This is a genomic window from Arthrobacter sp. LjRoot14 (assembly GCF_964253905.1).
GTDB lineage: Bacteria > Actinomycetota > Actinomycetes > Actinomycetales > Micrococcaceae > Arthrobacter.
In genome coordinates this window covers 2306912-2328391 of record NZ_CAXURL020000001.1, presented here as the reverse complement: position 1 = coordinate 2328391, position 21480 = coordinate 2306912, and the positions used below count along the sequence as shown (strand labels likewise).

The following is a 21480-nucleotide window of genomic DNA, read 5'->3' as shown; positions in this document are numbered from 1 at the left end:
AAGCGCTTTCTGGCTTGTGCCTTCGGGCAGAAACGGAGTTCCATTGAAAACCCCATCCGGCACCGCCCCCAAGTCGCCCTCCCCGAGTGCGGATCCTGTCCGGCGCCAGGGCGGACTTCGTGCTGCCGGCCTGCTGACCGACGGCCTCGCCCCCTGCCTCACGGCATCGCTGCGCCCGGTGTTCGGGTGGAGGCTGAGCCAGCCGGAAGACGCCGATCCTGCCGCCGCCCGGCAGACCGGCTATGAGATCGCCGTCGAAGACTCGGCTGGAATCGAGATCTGGCACTCCGGACCAGTCCCGTCATCCCGCCAATCCGGGGTCCCCTACGCCGGGCCGGAACTGGCTGAGGACGCCGACTACAGCTGGCGTGTACGCGTGAGTGACGCCGCCGGGAGCCCCGGCCCCTGGTCCGAAGCGGCGACCTTCAGTACCGGACTTTCGGACAGCGGGTGGGGCGTCCACTGGATCCACCGGGCGGCAGGCGGCCGGCCGCCGCTGGACGTCCTGGACGGTGCCCTTCGTGTTTCAGGCTCGCCGTTCCTTCCCGTCCCCTGCGCGCCCGTGCGGGGGTTCACCCTGGACGCCCGCCTCCGTCCGGTGATGGGATGGGCCGGTCTGCTTCTCCGCAGCAGTGGCCCGGGCACGGGACTGCTGCTGGAACTGAACACCGCTGGCAGCGTTGTGCTCCGCCGCGCCCCGGCCTGGGAAATCCCAGCCACTGCTACTCCCGGCACCGAAGTACTGGCCAGCGCACAGCTGGAACGCGGGGCCGTGGCCAGCCAGGAGCGACTGCCCGGCAAGGACCTGGTCCCGGGCACATGGCAGCACCTGACCGTCACTGACGACGGCGTCACCATCACCGTGAGCCTCGACGGCGTTGAGCTGCTTTCCGTGGCTGAACCCTCTCAGGCCGGATCGGAGGGCCGGCTGGCACTCCACCAGGGACCCCGCAGCCAAGCCGAGTACGCCTCCTTACGGGTCACCGCCACGGGGCCCGCACCTGACGCGGCACCCCGTCAAACGGCGGATCCCATCAATGCCATGCTGCTCCTGGACCAAAGATTCGACACCGGGACGGAGGAAGCCCGTGCCGTCCTGAGCCATTGGGCGCGCACCACGGTTCACCGGCAGCCCGATGAATGGACCGTCCTCCGCACCACCATCCAGCTCACCGGCGCCGTTGCCCGTGCGCGCCTTTTCGCCGCAGCCAGCCATCATGCCCAGCTTGCCGTGAACGGCAGGCCCTGCCTCAGCACCACTTCGTTCAGCTACCCCGGCGAAGGATATTACGACGCCGCCGACGTCACTGCGCTCCTGGCTGCCCACACACCGCAAGACACGGCAGCGCAGCCGGGCCAGGCGACAACGCCCGGCCGGCAGCAGCCCACAGATGTTTCGCTCACAGCCCTGCTGCACTGGTACGGCCCCGGCCAGGGCAGGGCTGCCAGCGTCCCCGGCCTGCTGGTCCGGCTCAGCGTTGACTACACCGACGGGCGCCGCGAGATCTTCGGATCCGGCCCGGACTGGAGCGCGGCCGAGGCCCCGTACCGGCAGGCCGGCTACCGGAACGACGAAGGCGATCCCGTGGAGCACCTCGACGGTCAGGCCGCGGCAGCGTTCGGCGCCTGCCAGGACCTTCTGCCGGCCCTAAGCTACGGCCCCCACCCCGTCCCGGCATTCCCGGCACTGCACCCCCGGCGCACTTTCCTTTGCGAGACTTTTGTGGCCCCGGAGGCTTTCATGACAGCGGCAGACGGAACGCTGGTGGCGGACTTCGGCCGGGTCATCCCGGCGCGCCCGGAGGTGGACTTCGGCGCCGGCGTGGCCGGGCGGACCGTGATGATCCGGGCCGGGTACTCCCTGGACGCCGGCGGCAGGGTGGACAGGGGCAAAACGCCCAGCCAGAACACGGACATGTCCTTCCCGTATACGCAGGCGGAAGGCCCCCAGCAATTCCGTAGCAGCGTGCACCTGGGCTTCCGGTACTTGGAACTCCCCGGCGTGGAGGCCTCGGAATTGTCCCGGGTGGGCGCCGTCGTCGTCCATGGCCGGCACCCGCACGAGGGGAGCTTCAGCAGCTCAGACGCCGCACTGAATGCCGTTTTCCGGCTGCTGCGCGATTCAGCGCTGTACGGCGTCCAGGAGCAGTTCGTGGATTCGCCCACGCGGGAGAAAGGCCAGTTCCTGGCCGACGCCGTCAACATCTCCTACGCCACCATGGCACTCTTCGGCGAGCACGCCTACACGGCTCAGGCGCTGCGGGAGTTCGGCTGGTCGGCAGGTCGCTACTGGAACGCCGGCGAGGACCGGGGGCGCTACAACGCGGTCTATCCCAACGGCGACGGGAAGCGCGACATCCCCGACTTCTCGCTCATGATGCCGGAGTGGGCCGAGGAATACCACCTCCGGACCGGAGACCTCGCACTCGTGACGGAACTGCTCCCGCACCTCCGGAACACCGCCGACTACGCGCTGCGGTACCTCGCCACGGACGGCCCGACGGCGGGACTGGTCACCGAACTGGGCGGCGGCTCCGGCCCCTACCTTCACGGCATCGTGGACTGGCCAGCCCCCGGCCGCTTCGGCTACGACATGGAGTGCGCTGCAAAGACCACCGTCAACGCCCAGGCCTACTCGGCCCTCATGTCCACTGCGCGGCTGTGCAGCATCGCCGGCCAGGAGGACGATGCCGTGCGCTACGCCGGACATGCCAGGGCCCTCGCGGAAACCATCCGCACGCGCCTGCGCGTGGACGGCGTGATGGTGGACGGGCTGCACGCTGACGGAACACCCAGCACCCATGCATCCCAACACGCAACGTCCTTCCCGCTGTCCCTCGCAATCACCGATCCTGCGCACGCAGCGACTGACGCAGAGCGGATCGCGGCCCAGGGCATGCGCCAGGGACCCATGACCGTGCACCGCCTGGTGCGCGCCCTGGTGGCCGAGGGGCTGACCGACGCGATCCTCGACCTGCTCACATCGTCCGACCAGCCCGGCTGGGCGCGGCTCCTCGATCAGGGCGCTAGCTTCACCTGGGAAGCCTGGGAACTGGAAGACGGCACCGACTACAGCCAGTCCCACGCCTGGTCCGCCTCCGTGGTGAAGGAAATCCTGGAGTCCCTGCTCGGCGTGCGTGTGACGGTTCCCGGAGGCAGCGAACTGCTGATCGAACCGCCGGCCTGCCGGCTCGAGCACGCCCGGGGAAGTCTCCCGCTGCCCAATGGTGACGTTGCTGTTGCTTGGCGGCGGACCCCGGCTGGAACGCACTTGGAGTGCACGGTTCCCGCCGGCGTCACCGCCATCGTCCGGTTGCCCGACAGCACTTACGGAATCCAGGGTCCGACGGCGGGACCCGCCGTCGTGCGTTCCAGCCTAAGCAGCGCCTCAAACGGTAGCGGGCGTAGCAGCACCGCCCCGGCCAACGGACCTGCAACGCGTGACTTCCGGGTCCACGCGGGAACCTGGAACTTCACGCCGTCCTGCGAATCCTGACAGCAACCGGGTTAGCACCTTTCTTCCTCAGACTCACGTGCCATAGTGTGGGCACGCCAGCCTGCGGCCGTGAGGAAGGCGGATAGTAGGACACAGGACGTTTGGAAGGGGCCAACCATGCTGATTTGCGCGACCTGCGCCGTCGAACGCGACGAACCTGCCCCGGAGCTCTGCCCGATCTGCACCGATGAGCGGCAGTATGTGCCCGAGGACGGACAAAAGTGGCTGACACTGGACGGGCTGGCTCGAGGGGGTCAGCAGACAGTGCTGAAGGAGAATGAGCCGGGACTTATCGCGATCAAGACGGAGCCTAAAGTCGGGATCGGCCAGACCGCTCAGCTGGTGGTGACACACCAGGGCTCGCTGCTGTGGGATCCGGTGGGATATGTCGATGACAGTGCCGTGAACGCAGCGCTCGAGCGGGGCCCGGTCCTGGCAATTGCGGCCAGCCATCCTCACATGTTTGGCGTGCAGGTCGAATGGTCGCATCGGCTCGGTGGCGTCCCTGTGCTGGTGGCGGACGCAGACCGGCGATGGCTGGGGCGCAACGATCCGGTCATCGACTACTGGTCCGGCAGTCACACTGTCGCCGAAGGGTTGACACTGCACCAGACCGGGGGGCACTTCCCCGGCAGTGCGGTGGTGCACTGGGCTGCAGGAGCGGCCGGCAGAGGAGTCCTGCTGACCGGTGACAGCGTGTTTCCAAATCCAGACCGTCGGTCCATCTCCTTCACGCGCAGCTACCCGAATCATTTGCCGCTATCCGGCGCGGTAGCGTTGCGAATCGCCGCTCAGCTCGGAGAACTCGAGTTCGACCGGATCTACGGCAACTTCAACAATGTCATCGCGTCCGGAGCCAGGGCCGTCCTGCACGATTCCGCCCACCGGCACGCTGCTTGGGCGCGAGGAGACTTCGACCATCTGACCTGACCCGCCCCTTAGCTCTTATGCGTTCACCAGCTGGCTCAAGGCTGCTCCTGGGCCTCGACGGGCGTGGCCACCCAGACGGTCCGGGTGGCGCGGGGGTCCAGCTCAACGTCGTCGGTAAATCGCTCCAGCAGGTTTGCCACGGCCTCGTGGTCGTGGGCGGTGAGGGCCGCCAGGTGTGAGAAGCGCGCGAACCACTGCCGGGCGTACTCCCGCGCGGCCGGTGTCACTGGTGCGATGCCCGTCACCTCAGACCTGGTGACGGCGAACCCGGCGGCCTCGATGACCGGCGTCCAGTTCGGGTAATGGTTCCATCCCTCGGCCGCCGCAGCGGCGTGGCAGCGCAGCTCCAGCAGCGCTCCGCGCGGATGGCTCAGGAAGCGGGGCAGGGCGGCGAGCTCGACGACGACCAGCACCCCGCCCGGGGCCAGTGCCCGCCGGACCCCCGACAAGAGCCGGGCGGGGTGGGTTACATGGTGGAGGGAGGACGATGCCCACACCAGGTCAACCGGCGCCTCGGCCGCTACACCCGCCGCTATCAAGGAGCCGCCCAGCGCAGGGAAGCCGTGGTCGAGGTCGGCCCCGACCACGGCGAAGCCCTGCCCGCGAAGCAGCTCGAGCATCTGCGGGTCATTGTCAACGCACGTCACCGCGGCGTCGGGAAATCGCTGGCGAAGCAGCCGGCTACCTGCGCCGGTGCCGGCGCCGAGGTCAACGATGCTGCGCGCAACCGGCACCCCGGCCAGGTCCAGGACGGCTGCGACATGGTCGCCGAACACCTTGGCATCGAGGTCGAGGAAGCGGTTCTGGTCGTGACCGTCAGATGCCATCATCAAGGCCATGGCGTCGGTGTGTCAGCACGATCTGAGAGACGGCTGCTTCCGAGGCGGCCGAGAAGGGGCCGAAGTGACCCTCGACAGCCCACCGGGTTTCCTCTTCGATGAGGTCGGCGTTGATCCGTGCGCCGCTCATGACACCCTCGGCCGCTGCGGTGATCACCTGAGCCATGAGGTTGGAGACATTGCCGGCCGCGTACACGCCGCGGACGGCCGTCGCACCCATAGCATCGGTCTCGATAAACCGTCCGGCCCCCGACGGGTGCACCTGGGAACCTAGCCCGAGTGATTCCAGAAGCGCGGATCTGGCCTCCATCCGTGTTCCGACAGCGAGAGTTTGCACGTCGAACGTGGGACCCTGGCGGAGCGTGAGGCCCGTGAGGACGCCATCGACAGCGTCAACAGAAGCCACGGCGCCGTCAACGACCGTGACGGACCGGGCGGCGAGCTTTTCCCACTCGTCATCGGTGGGTTCAACGGTGTCGTTGAGGAAAAGAGTGATGTCCCGGGACCACTGCCTGAACAGGAGCGCCTGATGGACGGACAGCGGGCCTGTGCCCAGCACTCCAATCCGTTGCCCGCGAATTTCCCAGCCATGGCAGTAGGGGCAGTGCACAACGCCCTTTCCCCATTGCTCCCGCAGCCCGTCGACGGGAGGCAGTTCGTCAGTCAGGCCGGTGGTGACGAGAAGGCGCCTGCCGTGGAACAGGCGGCCATCGCCGAGAATCACCCCGAATCCATCGGACGTCCGCCGTGCCGAAACGGCTTCGCCGTCGATGATCGTTCCCCCGTAGGAGAGCACTTCGCTGCGTCCTGTGGACAGCAGTTCCCAGGGGTCCATGCCGTCCCTCGAAAGATAGCCGTGTACACCCGCGGCGGGTCCGTTGCGTGGACTTCCGGAATCGATGACCAGTACCGAGCGAAGCGCCCGGCCCAGAGTCGTGGCAGCGCTGAGTCCCGCCGCGCCGCCACCGACAATTACAACGTCATAGCGTGTGGTGTCCATACAGATCTTTCCTTCTTCGCGTCCTGGAAGTTCGTCGCCGGAGTCCTGCGGCGGTCACACCAGCTTCCATCGCACAATCCAGAATTGACAAATATGATTGCCGGTATGGCAAAGTGGGATCATGGAAACTGAGCTTGACGACGTTCTCGGGGCAGTCGGCCCCCGGCTTCGGGCACTCCGCACAGAACGAAACCTCACCCTTGGGGATGTGTCCGCCGCATCCGGAGTGTCGGTGAGCACCTTGTCCCGCTTGGAATCCGGCCAACGCAGGCCCAACCTTGAACTCCTGCTGCCACTCGCGAGGATGTACGGTGTTCCCCTCGACGACCTTGTTGGCGCGCCGCCCACCGGGGATCCGAGAATTCACCTGCAGCCCATCACCCATGGCGACATGACGGCTGTTCCGCTCACACGCCGTCCGGGCGGATTACAGGCCTTCAAGATGGTGCTTACAGGTGATGCGCGCGGGTCGGAGCCCGACCCGCGCGTTCACGAAGGCTACGAATGGCTCTACATCCTCAACGGACGGCTGCGTCTGGTGCTGGGCGACAAGGACTTCGAACTGCGCCCTGGCGAAGCCGCAGAATTCGACACCCACACACCGCACTGGTTCGCCAGCGCTGACGGCAGACCGGTCGAGTTCATCAGCCTGTTTGGACAGCAGGGCGAACGGATGCACGTCCGCGCGCGGCCCAAGCCTTCATAGCCGAGCGGGCCCGAGGGGCCTTTGTTGTGGAGCTGATTGCTTTGTCACAACTACTCTCCCCGTGGGCGCCCGGCCCGCGGAAGACGAGTGTACTTATGCCCGGTATGGACCGGATTTATACCGTGCCCGCGTCCCACTGATCAAAGCCCTAGCGTCGGAGGGCCGGCGAGCGTAGCGTCGATCACAGAGTTGGCTTCGACGGCAGCGGCCCGAAACCGGGGCCGCCGGGGCCTTGATTCCGAGGGAGGCCAAAATGGCTGGGTGGAACTCTGACACGGCGGCCGGTCCCATGGGGCCAGGGACCGTCACCCTGGTCGAGGGATCGTCCTTCTGTATCTCCTTGCCGAACGGCGACATCCACCCGGAACATCCCCATGGCCTTTTCGTCCAGGACACCCGGATCCTTTCCAAGTGGAGCCTGACCATCAACGGACAACCGCTCGAGCCACTGGCCGCGGAGACGAAGGAACCGTACCGTGCACTGTTTGCGGGTCGTGTTCCACGCACCGACGGATATGCCGACAGCCCCCTGATTGTTGAGCGGCTCCGTGAGGTGGGAGCTGGAATCCGGGAGCAGATTACCGTCCGTAATTTCTCGTTGGACCCTGTCGAGTGCTCTGTCTCTCTTACCGTTGAGGCTGATTTCGCCGATCTCTTTGAAGTCAAGGAAGCGCGGATCCAGCGGCAATGGAACGAAAACCGTCAAGCGGAAGGCCATGTGCTGACCATCCGGGCTGCCTGGCAAGACGTCCGGAAAGGCGTTGTAATCCGCGCCCCGGGAGCGGACGTGACTCCGGATGCCATCACCTACAGGGCCTCTATCGCAGCCCACGGCCAGTGGAGCGCCGTCCTCATCGCGGTGCCCGGCATGGACGGAGCCACCTCTGATTCGTTCGTGCATGCTGAGGGTGACGGGCTGTCCCCTAGTGACCGGCGCCGCCAGGAGTGGGTGGCCAGGATCCCGGTGCTCCACATGGGGAGCCCGTCGATCGAACGCACTTTAAGGCGGAGCTACGACGACCTCGGCGCGCTTCGCATCGAGGATCCGAACCACCCGGACCGGGTCGTGGTGGCCGCCGGTGCGCCCTGGTTCATGACATTGTTCGGACGGGATTCGCTGTGGGCCTCGGAAATGGCGCTGCCGGTGGACCCATCGTTGGCTTTGGGCACGCTCCAGACTCTGGCGGACCGCCAAGGGACCGTGGTCGATCCAATGAGCGAGGAAGAACCGGGAAAAATCCTCCACGAGGTCAGGCTCGATGTCTCCAGCGGGCTATCCCTGGGAGGTAAGTCCGTCTACTACGGGAGTGTTGACGCCACGCCATTGTTTGTTGACGTCCTCGGGGCGGTCAGCCGCTGGGGATTCGCCAAGGACACCATCGCCGCACTACTGCCCCACGCGGACCGGGCGCTGGACTGGATCCGTGACTATGGAGACAAAGACGGCGACGGGTTCGTCGAGTATCAGCGCCTCAACGACCAGGGGCTGATCAACCAGGGATGGAAAGACTCCTGGGACGGCATCAACTTCGCCGACGGCCGACTGGCCGAACCACCCATCGCGCTCTGCGAGGTTCAGGCCTATGTTTTCGCGGCGTACCTGGCGCGGGCATGGATGGCATACGACGACGGCGACACGGTTCTGGGCGACAAACTCGCCGGCTGGGCTTCGGCGCTGAAGAAGCAGTTCAACGAACAGTTCTGGATGCCTGAGCGCGGCTACTATGCAGTGGCCCTGGACGGCAAAAAGCAGCAGGTTGATGCCTGCGCATCCAATATGGGCCACTGTCTCTGGCTGGGCCTCATCGATGAGGACAAAGCAGCCAAAGTGGCCGAACGCCTCATGTCACCGGAGATGTTCAGCGGGTGGGGCGTGCGCACCCTCGCCAGCGACATGGGTGCCTACAACCCCGCCAGCTACCACAACGGCTCAGTCTGGCCGCACGACAATGCAATCATCGCGGCCGGCCTACTGCGGTACGGCTTTGTGGCGGAAGCACAACGGATCTCCACGGCACTGCTGGAGGCTGCAGAATACTCCGGCGGCCGGCTGCCTGAGCTGTTCTGCGGCTTCAGCCGTGAGCAGTTCACTGAGCCGGTGGCCTACCCCACGGCCTGTTCACCGCAGGCCTGGGCAGCGACCACACCGATCCTGCTGGTGACCAGCCTGATGCGGTATGACGCCCACGTTTCCCGCGGCGGATTCTGGCTGGATCCGGTTCTTCCGGAATCGTACGGTGACCTCCACATCACCAACGCACCCATGGCCGGCGGCAGGATCACCATAGATATCACCGGGTCCGTCCCATCCGTCCAGGGCCTGCCCGAAGGAATGGCTTTCCACCGCGGGCACCGCCCATGGATAACAGAACTGGTCGAGCAAGCCAGTAAACGCCATCCTCAAGGCCGCCGCCGGCCTTGAGGCTCACGGGCGCCAAGAACTACACGACGCATTCCCGCCGCGTCGCGATAAACTGGACCGATCATGATCGGTGCTCCGCTCCGTCTTCTTGTAGCCTGGTTCGTCGCCATAGCGACCCTCCTCTCGGCCTGCGCGCCTGCAACCAGGCTCGATGAAGTCACCACCGATCAACCGATCCAGACCCCATCGGCCCCGCCGGCCGCACGCGATGACGTCCCCCCTCCTCAACGGACGCCCTCCCCCACCCCGACGTCGGTTCCCGTGCCGCCCCCGGCACCCCAAGCGTTCGCCCTCAACCTCTACCAGGAGGGGGACTTCGTGCCGCAGTACACCTTTGAATGGTGTGTGGCGGCAAGCATCCAGATCATGCACAACCTCATCGACAAGACGGGGACCGTGACGTGGGCCGATAGCGTTCAGCAAGGCGAACTCTGGGAGATGGCCCGGGCACGGTCGACCGACTCGTTCAACGGTGCCAACCCCTTGGGTTGGGCGCAGGTGCTCAACGAGGTCGGGATGGGGCCGTACGCCGTCGTCAGCATCGCTGACTACGAGGACGCGCTGCAGACCGCTGCGCGCGCCATCGTCGACACAGGCCGGCCGGTCGGGCTGGTCCTGTGGCGCGGTCGCCACGTATCGGTGATGAGCGGCTTCGAATCACTCGGCGATCCCAGCCAGTTCCCGGAGTTCCCGGTCACCGCCATCCGTGTGCAAGATCCGCTCTACCCGTACGGCGGCGAACAGTGGGGTCCATCCCCTGCTCCTAACAGCCTGCTCACCCCCGAGCAGTTGGCGACTCAGTTCGTCGTCCGTGAGCCGCGGCGCTGGAGCACTGATCTGCCGACCGGCTACCTGCTGGTGCTGCCGGTCGCCAAGGCCTGATCCAATCTGGCGGACTCTCCCGCCATCGGCCGGCTCGCCTACCGCAAGGGAGCGCTGAGCTAGGCTGAAAGCCAGGACTCTCATTGGTCCGCGTTGGGGAGGGTAATGAGCAGCTTCGAGAGTGGGGCTTTGGGCAGTGATCTGTCAGGGAACAGCGGCGGCACTGAAGCTGTGAGCTCTGTCGAACAGGGGCGTTCAAGAATCAGACGGCCCTTGCTGTGCGTCGCCGGGCTGATGAGTGTTGTGCTCGGGTTGAGCATTCGTACGCTCAGCGATGCGGCGTGGACCGGCCCTGCCGGTGATGGCATGTACGCGGCTCTGGTCTACATTCTCGTGGCCATCCTGATTCCGTCAAAGCCCAAGGTGCTGATTGCAACCGCAGCCGTTACGGTCTGCGTGATGATCGAGCTGTTCCAGCTCACCGGTCTTCCTGCCGAACTCGGAGACTCCTGGCCACCCCTTCGGCTGGTCCTCGGAACCACATTCGGCACCGCGGACTTGTTGGCCTACGCCGTGGGTACTGCAGTCGCCTATGCGGTGGATCGGACGACGCACGGGGTGGTCAACACCACTAGCCATCACTAGCTGCCGTACTAGGTTCGGCGGCCACCGCAGGGTCGATGCCCGAGGAGGCGGTGGTCTTGTTGTCTGTGGCGGGCATCGCGATAACGGCGACGACGGTGAGTACGGCGGCGGCCAGTACGGCTATGAACACAGCCTCGGAGGCCGAGACGACGGTATGCGGATCGGTATTGCCGCCCGGAGTGCCTGCATAGATCGCGTTGGCAACCGCCCCGAAAACCGCGACACCGATGGAACTACCGATCGATCGCGCGAAAAGATTGGTACCGGTGACAACTCCGCGCTCGTTCCAGTCGACGCTGGACTGGGCGGCGATAAGGCTCGGGGTGGCAACCAGCCCGAGCCCGAGCCCTACGATGAAGCAGCTCGCCGCCGCCAGGAGAACGTTGGGTGCGGAGGCGGTGAGGGCAAGTACCGCTGTACCGATGACCGTGATGGTAATGCCGATCGTCGCCGTCTTCCGGAACCCCATCCGGAGATAGAACCGGCCAGATTGGGACGCACTGATCGGCCAGCCGATCGTCAATGCTGCCAGCGCGAGCCCGGCCAGGATCGGCGAGGTCGAGAGGGCTCCTTCGAGGAACGTGGGAACGTAAGAGGTGAGGCCAAGCATGACCGCTCCAACGCCAAAGGAGATCAGTGCCGTCGTCGCCAGCAGCCTCCGGGAGACGACCCACGGCGGCAGGACCGGCTCGGTCGCCCTGCGCTCGACGAGGATGAATATGGCGAACAAGATTGCTCCGCCGGCGAATACGGCAACGCTGATGGCGGAGGTCCAGTCCCACGCCTGGCCGCCTTCAAGGGCACCAAGAATAATCAGCGTCAGCGAGCCAGTCAGCAGGCCCGCCCCCAGATAGTCGACCCGGTGCCTGGCGCGCTCGACATTCTCGTGGAACGTTCGGCTCAGCATCCACCCTGCGAGGAGGCACAGTGGAATGTTCACGAGGAAGATCCCGCGCCACATGCCAAGTGCCGAAAACACTCCACCGAGCGTCGGCCCAACGACGGAGGACACCGCCCAAACGCTCGCAAGGTAGCCTTGCACCTTCGCCCGCTCAGTCAGCGAATAGATATCCCCAGCGATCGTGATCGCCATCGGCTGGACTGCGCCCGCGCCCAGGCCCTGCAATACACGGAACGCGATGAGGGCCGGCATGCTCCAGGCCACTCCGCAGAGGATCGAACCGAGTAGGAATAGCCCGATACCGATCAGGATGATCGGTTTACGGCCGACGACGTCGGAGAGTTTCGCGTAGACGGGGACAGACACGGCCTGCGCCAACAGGTAGGCAGAAAAGAGCCACGGAAAAGACGCGAAACCGCCAATGTCATGCACGATCGACGGCACCGCGGTCGCGACGATCGTCGAATCGATCGCCACCAAGCCCGTAGAGAGCATCAAGGAAATCAGTATGGGTCCTCGCTTGGAGCGGAAGCCGACTCCCTCTGCAGGCATTGTCGTCACGTGATCTCATTCCTGTCGTCATCCAAGAGCGCTGGGCACAAACTGGGTGCGGCCCTTGGGGCATAACTGCCCGATGCAACGAAATAGTCCCGGACCCGACAGGAATTCCAAGCAATGACGGCGGCCGCTCCTACGATAGCTACGCCAGTGCGGCGCACCCGATGAATGCCAACTCTGCGGCATGGTGGATTACTGTCAGGCCGTTCCTGCCCGGCGCTTAAGCGGACCAGGCGAAGTCGGCGGAGAAGGAGTTCTTCCCGGCGTTATCCCAGGTCATTCCGAACACGTCGACGCGGGCGGTGCTGGATGTGCCGGCGGCCAGGGTGTCGGCCGGGAATCCCACCCCGCTGATTTTCACTCCTTGTCCTGTGGGATCCAGGGGAGACACGAAATCCTCGACCACCATGTCGACGGCACTGCCAATCCGGACCTGGTGGACACGCCCGTCGTCGGCGTAGGCCATGTTGAGGGATTGTATGCCCGCCATTTCACCGATCAAGGGGGCGAGGCCCTCCATCGGCCCACCGAGTTGTCCGCCGAAGACTGCACCGAGAGCTTCGGCCTGCTCAGCTGAGGCGGTTGCATCCATCAGCAGTCCGACCTTCCAGCCCCCGTCACTCATAAGGGCCGGAGTATCGGCTACGACGCAGACTGTCAGGCCGCCGACGTCGACACCGTTCACTTCGCCGGTTTCGACGTGGAACGCCAATGCCACGTCGCAGCGTTCGTTATCCGCCGGCGCGGTCAGCCCTGAAGCGGAACACGGGCAGACCATGTCGCAGTTGCAATTCTCAAAATACGTGCCCTCGATATGCCACGGCATTTAGGGCTCCTTTCGAAAAGGCTTCCCCCAAAAAAGTCTCCTCGCCGCCCTGAGCAGTGTCAACGGAACGCAATGTGATTCGATTCCAGGCGTCTCTGGGGCGAAGATTTGCCTCTCGAAAGACGTCATGAGGCTCACCAAGATCGATTACCCGGATTGTATGGCGCTGGCGGCGAGGAGGTCCACGTAAGCACCGGCTTGCGGGCTCGCATCCCCGGGCGGCCCCGGCACGACTTCAGACTTTGTTTGCTTCGAGGACGAAGAAGATGAAGGACAGGAACGCTGTCCTCTCGCCGTTGAGGATGCGCGGCGGAAGGAGTTCGTGCGGTGCGTCTGGAGACGGCTCTGGTTCGCTTACGGTGGCTACGTTAAATCCCGCCGATGTGAAGGCGCTGACCATCGCGTGAAGTGGTCGGTGCCAAAAGGTCAGGACCGCAGGCTCGCCGTCGAACTCATAATCCTCCGAGTACTGGCGGATGGCGAAGTAATCCTCGGCTGGTTGGTTGATCACGCTGACCGTGGGGTGATTGACCGACAGGATCAGGCGACCGCCCGGCTTCAGCACGCGCCGCAGTTCGGCAAGTGGTGCTGACCAGTCCTCCAGATAGTGCAGCACCAAAGACGAGACAACGTCGTCGAAGGAGCCATCGGCGAAAGGGAGCGGCTTGCTGAGATCGGCCACGTACAGGTCTGCGGTCGCGCCCAATCGTTGTCTTGCCAATTCGAGCATCGCAGGACTGGAATCGAAGCCGGTCATGATCGCGCCTTTCGCGCTCAGTGCCGCGGACAGGGGCCCGGAGCCGCAGCCTGCGTCCAGGACCCGGTGACCGTCGACGTCGCCGGCCAGGCCAATCATCGCCGGTCGCTCGTAGTAGGCGTTGAGGAGGCTGGACTCGTTCTCCGCGGAGTAGTTCTCGGCAAAATTGTCGTAGTGGTTGACCTTCACTGATTTTCCCCTTCAGGCGAATCCTCACGGGCGGGACAACAGGGCTGATCCTAGCAAACACGAGCAGTCCTCCCCCTCCACTTACGAAAGACCCCTTAGAGTCACATGATGCGGGTGCCCCGTGAGGGTCAGCCGCGCTTGACGTCCTCGCCCGATGCATTGTCCGTGAAGAGCCTGCCCGGCTCGACGCCCCCCGTCGGCGCACACTGAACTACTTTTGATCAGACTTCAGGCGGGGAAACAGCGCCTCGGAATTGCCGCGGTCTATCGCCGTGCGCAGGAAGGGGTCCAGCGGATAATTCTCATACTGCATGTTCAGGAAATCGATCGCCACAGAGGGGGCAAATGGGAAGTCAGTGCCGTATGTAATGCTGCCCGGGTCAGCTACCTCGAGCAGACTGGGCAGGGTTGCCGGGCTCGCGGACAGTGCGACGTCGTAGTAGAACCGCCGCAAGACGGACTGTTTCTTATCTCCCAGCGCCGCCAGCGCGCTGAGGGCCAGGTCCTTATCGTTGAGCATCGTCAGCAGGATCCTATTGGCGATGTAGGGCACGAAGCCGCCGGCGTGGGCAAGGATGAACTTGATTCCCGAGAACTTCTCCATCGCACCGGACAGGATCAGACTGATAGCAGTGCGGGTGGTGTCCAGCAAGAAATCTGCGGCAAAGGTGGGTATGCCCGGCACCGCCGGCGCGGGCAGTTCACCGGGGTGGATGAACACAACGGCCCGGCGGTGGTGCAGAAACTCCAGCAGAGGCTCAAAGCCGGAGTCACCCAGATATCGGCCGTCGTTGTTGGCCAACAACACGATCCCGTCCGCGAGCAGGGTGTCCAGGGCGTACCGGGCCTCCGCCAAAGCGCCTTGCACGTCCGGCAGCGTGAGCGTCGTGAAGAACCCGAACCGCTCCGGCCGGGCGGCCACCACCTCTGCACTGTACTCGTTGACCTCCCGCGCCCGCCGCCGCGCCTCCGCCGCGTCCCCGAAATACACACCGGGCGTGGACAGGGACAGGATGCCGGTCTGCACGTCGTGCCTGTCCATGAACTTCAACGCGGAGCGCTCGGACCACGACGGCAGGTCTAAACCGCCGGGGCGGATGCCCTTTTCATGTATCCAGCGCGCATAACCAGGCGGAACGATGTGCTGGTGAGTGTCAATGCGGTACGGCCGACTCATCCCACTCCTCTGCCCAACCCATGAGTTTCGCTGCTCTGAGGCGCCATAGAGAACAGCGGATGCTGTTAATTTACTCGCTGTCCTCAAGCCTGGCTTCTACGAGAAGACCACGCCGTTAACAGCAACTAGGTTGTCGACGGTCGCTTCGAGCCACTGCCAGTCCTCGACTTTCATGCTCACCTCGACCGGGATGCCGGAGTCTGCCGGCGAGCCGCCAGGCACGTCAGGCCCCTCAACTGATCTGGCCGTTGCTTCGCGCATCATCCCGGAGTTTCACCGAATACGGGAAGTAATCCAGGGTCGTCTGGATGCGGGGATCAGGGTGGGCGAGGAACCATTCGTAGGCGTGGTCGTCCGCCGCCTCCCACCAGGGCTTGGGGAGGCCTTTGAGTTTCCGGGCCTTCCTCCCCCGCCATTCCCTGGTGACGTTGAAGTAGCCCTGGAGGACTCCGAGGCCGAAGAGGGCGGCGAAGAACAGCATGGCCAAAGTCATGAGCGGCATCTTCAGCAGCACAAGGAGCCCAAAAATGATACAGGCCAGGGTGGCCGGGAGAAAGATCAGGACCGTTGCCAGGAGGCTGAAGCAGAAGGAGCGGATCAGGTGCTGGTCGCCGCCGCCAGAACTTGCGCCGATGCCCCATTCTTCCTTCGTGTACGCGTAGACGGTTTTGCCTGTCTTGGCGTACCCGTAGTAGTACGGACGATTCACTGCCCGCAGGAAGTGCTCGTCGGCAGCCTTCTTTTCCCCCATGTCACCAACTTTATCGGGTGTCTTGACGCGGATAGCCACCGAGCAGCCCCGCGCCCAGGGTAGAGGCATATTTCCTGCCGGAAGCCGCCGGTCCTCACGCAATCAGGTTGAGCGTGAGTTCCACGGCGCCGAGGAAGAGTGCCAGAACCGACGTGCCAAGCCCTGCCACCAGAAGCAGGCCCGGGTGAGCGAGACCCACCACAACGCGCCGGAGTTGGGGCGAATGCCGCAGGAATCTCTTGGGCAGCCGCGAATCCTCAGGGTTCTGCCGCCAGCCGCGGAGACGGCGCAAGAACCACGCACAGCGCACAATAAGCGCCATCCACAACACCGACACAACCAGGGGAACCGCCGCCAGGAGCAGGTTGAACCCCAACGACGTCACCGCACGCTCCGAGTCCCCGGCCAGTGCCTGCACCGTTGTGGAAATCGAGGCGCTGGCCACCACGGAGAGGCCCCACACCATAAACGCAGCCGTCAGCGCGAGGAACCGGACAAAGAAGTGCGCGAGTACCGATTCTTTCTGCGGCTTGAGGTAACGGCGCGGGGTCGCATGGAGCACGGCCACAGTGCAGGCCAGTGTGGGCAGGGCAGCCATCCCCACCAGCACGTACCAGGTCCAGCCGGCCAGGTCCACGAACTCGTCAACAATGATCAGCAACGCCCAAAAACCCGTCCACACCCAGCCTGCATGCAGCGGATTCCGGACCAGCCAGGCGGGCAGCCGCTGAGGCAGCGGGGCAGCCGGCGCGGCAGAGGGCCGGGAACCAGGATTCCCGACCCGCCCATTTACCGGAACAACAGCTGCCGGACCGACGCCGGCCGGGCCGTTCGGCAGTGCCCCCGCGTTGGCATCCGCCGGGTCTTGCTCCCCTCTGGCCATGCTCATGGGCTCACTGTAGCAATGCGGGAGGCGGACCGCCGTCGGCCGTCCGCGCGGTTAAGTACGGCGCAGTGGCAGCGGAGGATCGCCGGGTATTGCCGATGAAACCTTCCGTCCCAAAACGCATCAGGCTCAACAAACCAGTAGGGTCCCGTGGCGACCCTCCAGCCTCGTTGCGGTAATCAACGGAACATCAGCATGTGCCCGTTCCAGGATGATCAAATGACGTCACGCAGGGGTACACCAACCGGACGGTTAAAACGCTCCACCACGCTTTATGACCCGCTCCTGCGGCGCGGACATGAAGTCCATTGGGACTTCTCTTCGCCCGTCGCCTTCTCTGCCTGTTCGACGCGCGACCCGGTACGGTTCACACCGCCATCGAGCGGGTGGTTAGGCTGGGGAGATGGCGACAGTTATTCTCGTGCGGCACGGCCGCACCACAGCAAATGCCACTGGACTGCTGGCCGGTCGGGCCGTCGGCGTCAGCCTGGACCAGATCGGGCGCGACCAGGCGGCTCTGACCGGAGACCGGCTCGCGGCCGTGCCCGTAGTCGGGGTGGTGTCAAGCCCCCTCGAGCGTTGTCAGGAAACCGCCCAGCTCATCCTCGATCGCCAGGCTGGCAATCCTTCTGCGCCGGCCGATCCCGATCTCACCGAGTGCGATTACGGCCAGTGGCAGGGCCGGTTGCTCAGTGAGCTCACCACCGAAGACCTGTGGGCTGCTGTGCAGTCGCAGCCGTCCGCCGTCGTATTTCCCGGCGGTGAATCCATGGCCGCGATGCAGGCTCGGTCGGTAGCGGCAATCCGGCGCCACGATGCAGCCTTCGAAGCCGGGAACGGGCCGGGAGCGGTGTGGGTGGCAGTGACTCACGGTGACATCATCAAATCAATCCTCGCCGACGCGCTCGGCATGCACCTCGACCTGTTCCAGCGTATTAACGTGAGCCCTGCCTCCGTATCGATCATCCACTATGGTGCTGTTCGGCCGACCGTCTATGCGACGAACACCGACGCGGGGGATCTGTCGTGGCTGTCGAACGGCATCAACTCCGGCGATGCGCAGGTCGGCGGCGGCGCAGGGCAAAAGGCACCGTAGACCTCATGTGCCTAAAATACTGACATGCCCACACTTGTTCACGAGTTTGCCTGGCCTGACCGGGTCGTCATCGGCACCATCGGCGTTCCGGGGGCCCGCACGTTCTACCTGCAGGTACGCACAGGTAAGCAAATTGTTAGCATCGCACTGGAGAAGCAGCAGTCAGCCCAGCTCGCCGAGAAGATTGACGAAATCCTCGATCAGCTCATTACCCTCGAAGGCAACCCCTTCAGCGTTCCCACGGGTACTCCCATCGAACTCGTCGACAATGAGCAGCTCGAGGCGGTCACGGAGCAGTTTCGAACCGGGGCCATGACCTTAGGTTGGGACCCGACGACCGCGCAGGTGGTCATAGAGGCATACCCAATCACCGAAGTCGATGCTGATGACGTCGAATCGCTGGCTGAGAACGGCGCTGACGTGCCCGAAATGTTGCTGGTGCGGATGCCGGTTGGCACCGCCCGAGCATTCGCCAAGCGGACCCGAGAGGTGGTGGGCGCCGGACGTCCGGCATGCCCGCTCTGCGGTTATCCCGTAGACGCCGACGGGCACGTCTGCACCTTGCCCGAGGTCTGATGCCGGCACCCGACCTGCTGACTGACGAGCTGATCCTCACCGGGCGCATCACGACGGCATCGAACGCCACCTTCCTGGGCAGCATCGGCGACACCACGGTCGTTTATAAGCCGATTGCCGGAGAGAAACCGCTGTGGGATTTTCCCGACGGCTTCCTTGCCCACCGGGAGGTCGCCGCCTACCTGGTTTCTGAGGTCCTCGGCTGGAACGTTGTGCCGCGCACATGGCTGCGGGACGGTCCATTGGGTAAAGGAATGGTGCAGCTGTGGCAGGAGTCAGACCCCGACCAGAACGCAGTGGACCTCGTTGCGGCGGACGACATACCGGAGACCGGGTGGAAACAAGTCCTTGAGGGTCAGGATGACTACGGACGGATGGTCGCCCTCGTCCACGAGGACTCTCCGGCTCTCAGGCGCATGGCGGTGTTCGACGCCATCGTGAACAACGCCGACCGCAAAGGCAATCACGTCCTGGCCATGACGGACGGACACCGGCACGGCGTGGACCATGGGCTCACTTTTCACCGTGACCACAAGCTGCGCACGGTGCTGTGGGGATGGCTGGGAGACGCTCTGACCGCCGAGGAACGCGACGGCATCGATCGTGTCAGCGAAGGACTGCACGGTGAGCTGGGCCGAAACCTGGCAGACTTGCTCAGCGCCGAAGAAATCGCATCGCTCGCCGCGCGCTGCGCCCGGTTGCGCTTGGCAGGGCGGTTTCCGGCTCCGAGCGGTGAGATGTCGGCGGTGCCCTGGCCGCTGTTCTAAGGGAATTAAGGCTAAGGGCTCCACAGGCTGCGTCACGTTGATGGCATGGATCCTAAGGTAGCGCTGTCCACTCTGATGAGGCCCTCCAATCTTCTGGAACTGGGATTACCTGGCAGGCACCCATCGTCGAACCACGCCGATGGCCCGCCGGGACCTATTCCTCTGGTCTGATGCCGCCCCCGGGGATGCACTTGTACCAGTAGGTGCCGACTGAATGCTCCTGCCCGAGAGGAGACGCAAAAATGGCCAAGAACGTCGTTCACAGCACCACGATCAACGCCCCGGTGGACAAGGTCTACTCCTTCCTGAGTGATCCGACACACTGGATGACCGCCATGCCCGGGGAGAGCGAAGTTACACACCTGGACATCAAACCTGGTGGTGCGGGTACGTCCGCAAGGTGGTCTGCCAAGATGTGGGGCGTTCCCATGTCCGTAACCCACGAGTACCGAGATGTGGTTCCGAACCAGCGCATCGTGTCCAAGGCGTCCGTGGGACCGGTCCTCACGTTTTCCCTGGAACCGGTCGACGACGGCACTGAGCTGACCGTTGAAGAGCATCTGGATATCAATGCTCCCCTGGTACGGGTGCCGGTTCAGGCTCTCTTTGCCCGCTGGACCGATAACGACCTCCGAGGCATGGTGGCCAATATCAAGAGCCTGATCGAGACCGGGGAAAAAGCGGTCCCTGAAACAGCCGGGACAATGCCCACCCAGACACTGACGTGGTCGGACGGGATCACCATCGCCGCGCCGGTGGAGCGGGTCTTCGATCTCGTCAAGAACCCAGCGTCTGGTTGGGACCGGACGTCCAGATCTCCGACCTCAACACCACACCGGAGGGCGTAGGAACGAGCTTCCAGGCTGCGTGGAGGGTCCTTGGTATTCCGCTCAAGACGACCCATGAGTACACCGAGTACGTCCCGAACGAGCACTTCACGTCAACAGCGGCCTTAGGTCCTGTCTTCAAGGTGGAGGTTGCTCCGGCCAACGGCGGAACCCGGCTCAGCATGCGATCAGATGTCGTCCCACGGAACATGGCAGAGGCCGCAGTTGATTCGCTGGTCATGAAGATGTCCGAGCGCAGCCAGGCAGAGCTCCTTGCGGGCATCAAGGCAACTGCGGAAGCAGGCACGGGGTCACGGTGAGAGGCCGCGGCAACGCGACAGCCACGAAATAGAGTCCGGGCGCCGTGGCAGCAATCAAGGCGGGACGGCCGCTATCCCTTCAAAGTGAAGGCGGGCCGAAGAACCATGAACCCGCTCACCCCGGGGCCTTGGTTTAATGCACCGGTCGAGGCCATGGATCTACTGCATCTCTGCGAACGTGGAGAGCATGATCGCAGCCGCCGCCACCGTCGCTGCAAGGGCCGCCAAGGTGGTGGCCCAGGTCAAGACCGAGCGTTCCTTGTGGTGAATAACGCTGACCAGCCCGAGGGCCGTTGCGGCGGCTGCAGGTGCCAGGCATGCCTGGCCCAGGGAGTTCCACACCCCGCTATAGAACGGGTAATCCATCATGGGCAGGAGCGTGATCCAGGCAGTGGCGGTCGCCAGCACGGTGATGGCAGCGAAGAGCAGGCTCCAGCGCCCAGCTGCTGTTTGCGGTGTGATCGCGAGCTACATCTCTTCTGCCTTAGGGGTGCGGTGTAAACATGCTGATGAAAAATGCGAGGTCAAGAAAGGCCACCTGCGCCGGGCCGGCGACCAGTGCGATTGCCGACAGCACGGACCGGTCCCGGTAACTGATAATTGCCGCCAGCGCGAGAGCTGGTCCGGACATCCCTGCCGCTGGCGTCAGGACAGCCCACGGGCTGAACCCGAGGACAAGGAAGGCTGCCAGGAAGACCACGGCCCACCACCCTGCGGGGGTTGTGGGCAGGAACCGGGTGGCTGCTCCTTCAGCGCGGAACGCCGCGAGAATGCCTAGCACGGCAGCAGCCATGAACGCGGCCGAAAGGATGAGGAACGCGAGGGCCCAGTAGCCGAGCCGCGTGCGGATTACGCGATGCTTTCGCGCCTCGGCTGCGATCGCTGTGGCGGCGCTGAGAACAAAGCAGCCGACGACGACAGTAGCCCAAATAACCGGCCCTGCTGGCGGAGTTCTGAAGGGTATTCCGTTTCTATAAAAGGATCGCCTG

21 protein-coding genes are annotated in these 21480 nt (G+C 64.5%); 11 read left to right on the top strand and 10 right to left on the bottom strand.

Annotation, left to right across the window (positions count from 1 at the left end; translation table 11 throughout):
• The first annotated feature begins 43 nt into the window (after nucleotides 1-43).
• Nucleotides 44-3496: a family 78 glycoside hydrolase catalytic domain gene (locus ACSQ12_RS10335; RefSeq protein WP_436065333.1), complete on the top strand. Its 3453-nt coding sequence runs from the start codon at nucleotides 44-46 to the stop codon at nucleotides 3494-3496.
• Between the two features lie 117 nt (nucleotides 3497-3613).
• On the top strand, nucleotides 3614-4426 hold the full coding sequence (locus tag ACSQ12_RS10330) for a hydrolase (RefSeq protein WP_436065332.1): 813 nt from the start codon (nucleotides 3614-3616) through the stop codon (nucleotides 4424-4426).
• Between the two features lie 35 nt (nucleotides 4427-4461).
• Here the strand turns inward: ACSQ12_RS10330 and ACSQ12_RS10325 are convergent, their stop codons facing one another.
• A complete protein-coding gene (locus tag ACSQ12_RS10325; RefSeq protein WP_436065331.1) occupies nucleotides 4462-5253 on the bottom strand; it encodes a class I SAM-dependent methyltransferase in 792 nt (263 codons plus the stop codon).
• On the bottom strand, nucleotides 5243-6265 hold the full coding sequence (locus ACSQ12_RS10320; RefSeq protein WP_436065330.1) for an NAD(P)/FAD-dependent oxidoreductase: 1023 nt from the start codon (nucleotides 6263-6265) through the stop codon (nucleotides 5243-5245). Before ACSQ12_RS10320 ends, ACSQ12_RS10325 begins: the two co-directional genes overlap by 11 nt.
• 121 nt (nucleotides 6266-6386) lie before the next feature.
• On the opposite strand from ACSQ12_RS10320, the gene ACSQ12_RS10315 reads away from it, so the two are divergent.
• The 4 genes from ACSQ12_RS10315 (at nucleotide 6387) to ACSQ12_RS10300 (ending at nucleotide 10860) form a co-directional block, all read left to right on the top strand.
• On the top strand, nucleotides 6387-6971 hold the full coding sequence (locus ACSQ12_RS10315; RefSeq protein ID WP_209745106.1) for a helix-turn-helix domain-containing protein: 585 nt from the start codon (nucleotides 6387-6389) through the stop codon (nucleotides 6969-6971).
• Between the two features lie 253 nt (nucleotides 6972-7224).
• A complete protein-coding gene (locus ACSQ12_RS10310; RefSeq protein WP_436065329.1) occupies nucleotides 7225-9393 on the top strand; it encodes an amylo-alpha-1,6-glucosidase in 2169 nt (722 codons plus the stop codon).
• Between the two features lie 318 nt (nucleotides 9394-9711).
• Nucleotides 9712-10275, top strand: a complete 564-nt coding sequence (locus ACSQ12_RS10305; protein WP_307864412.1) for a hypothetical protein — start codon at nucleotides 9712-9714, stop codon at nucleotides 10273-10275.
• Nucleotides 10276-10380: 105 nt separating this feature from the next.
• A complete protein-coding gene (locus ACSQ12_RS10300; RefSeq protein WP_436065328.1) occupies nucleotides 10381-10860 on the top strand; it encodes a DUF2809 domain-containing protein in 480 nt (159 codons plus the stop codon).
• Here ACSQ12_RS10300 and ACSQ12_RS10295 read toward each other — a convergent pair.
• The 6 genes from ACSQ12_RS10295 to ACSQ12_RS10270 form a co-directional block, all read right to left on the bottom strand.
• A complete protein-coding gene (locus ACSQ12_RS10295) occupies nucleotides 10847-12313 on the bottom strand; it encodes an MFS transporter (protein WP_436066975.1) in 1467 nt (488 codons plus the stop codon). The two genes, ACSQ12_RS10300 and ACSQ12_RS10295, sit on opposite strands and share 14 nt — an antisense overlap.
• A 226-nt stretch (nucleotides 12314-12539) precedes the next feature.
• Nucleotides 12540-13145, bottom strand: a complete 606-nt coding sequence (locus tag ACSQ12_RS10290; RefSeq protein ID WP_436065327.1) for a DUF1326 domain-containing protein — start codon at nucleotides 13143-13145, stop codon at nucleotides 12540-12542.
• Nucleotides 13146-13380: 235 nt separating this feature from the next.
• Complete coding sequence (locus ACSQ12_RS10285) at nucleotides 13381-14091, bottom strand: class I SAM-dependent methyltransferase (RefSeq protein ID WP_436065326.1); 711 nt, start codon at nucleotides 14089-14091, stop codon at nucleotides 13381-13383.
• 211 nt (nucleotides 14092-14302) lie between these two features.
• Nucleotides 14303-15268: an amidohydrolase family protein gene (locus ACSQ12_RS10280; protein ID WP_436065325.1), complete on the bottom strand. Its 966-nt coding sequence runs from the start codon at nucleotides 15266-15268 to the stop codon at nucleotides 14303-14305.
• A gap of 232 nt (nucleotides 15269-15500) precedes the next feature.
• Nucleotides 15501-16019 (bottom strand): hypothetical protein, encoded by a 519-nt coding sequence (locus tag ACSQ12_RS10275; protein ID WP_436065324.1) that lies wholly within the window; start codon nucleotides 16017-16019, stop codon nucleotides 15501-15503.
• A 94-nt stretch (nucleotides 16020-16113) separates the two neighbouring features.
• On the bottom strand, nucleotides 16114-16908 hold the full coding sequence (locus ACSQ12_RS10270; RefSeq protein ID WP_436065323.1) for a hypothetical protein: 795 nt from the start codon (nucleotides 16906-16908) through the stop codon (nucleotides 16114-16116).
• 400 nt (nucleotides 16909-17308) lie between these two features.
• Between ACSQ12_RS10270 and ACSQ12_RS10265 the strand changes: the two genes are divergently transcribed.
• The 5 genes from ACSQ12_RS10265 (at nucleotide 17309) to ACSQ12_RS10245 (ending at nucleotide 20491) form a co-directional block, all read left to right on the top strand.
• Entirely contained in the window at nucleotides 17309-18001 is a 693-nt protein-coding gene (locus ACSQ12_RS10265) for an MSMEG_4193 family putative phosphomutase (RefSeq protein ID WP_436065322.1), read from the top strand.
• A 24-nt stretch (nucleotides 18002-18025) separates the two neighbouring features.
• Entirely contained in the window at nucleotides 18026-18577 is a 552-nt protein-coding gene (locus tag ACSQ12_RS10260; protein WP_209745148.1) for a DUF3090 domain-containing protein, read from the top strand.
• Nucleotides 18577-19344, top strand: coding sequence for an SCO1664 family protein (locus ACSQ12_RS10255; protein WP_209745151.1), 768 nt, complete (start codon nucleotides 18577-18579; stop codon nucleotides 19342-19344). Before ACSQ12_RS10260 ends, ACSQ12_RS10255 begins: the two co-directional genes overlap by 1 nt.
• A gap of 242 nt (nucleotides 19345-19586) precedes the next feature.
• Nucleotides 19587-20192 carry an SRPBCC family protein gene (locus ACSQ12_RS10250; protein ID WP_436065321.1) on the top strand — a complete coding sequence of 202 codons (606 nt, stop codon included), beginning with the start codon at nucleotides 19587-19589 and terminating at the stop codon, nucleotides 20190-20192.
• Entirely contained in the window at nucleotides 20141-20491 is a 351-nt protein-coding gene (locus tag ACSQ12_RS10245) for a hypothetical protein (protein ID WP_436065320.1), read from the top strand. The genes ACSQ12_RS10250 and ACSQ12_RS10245 overlap by 52 nt, the downstream gene beginning before the upstream one ends.
• A 159-nt stretch (nucleotides 20492-20650) precedes the next feature.
• Here the strand turns inward: ACSQ12_RS10245 and ACSQ12_RS10240 are convergent, their stop codons facing one another.
• Both ACSQ12_RS10240 and ACSQ12_RS10235 read right to left on the bottom strand, forming a co-directional pair.
• The gene (locus tag ACSQ12_RS10240; RefSeq protein WP_436065319.1) at nucleotides 20651-20899 is read right to left on the bottom strand and encodes a hypothetical protein; all 249 of its coding nucleotides are present in this window, start codon (nucleotides 20897-20899) and stop codon (nucleotides 20651-20653) included.
• A gap of 76 nt (nucleotides 20900-20975) precedes the next feature.
• On the bottom strand, nucleotides 20976-21272 hold the full coding sequence (locus ACSQ12_RS10235) for a hypothetical protein (protein ID WP_436065318.1): 297 nt from the start codon (nucleotides 21270-21272) through the stop codon (nucleotides 20976-20978).
• Between the last annotated feature and the right edge of the window lie 208 nt (nucleotides 21273-21480).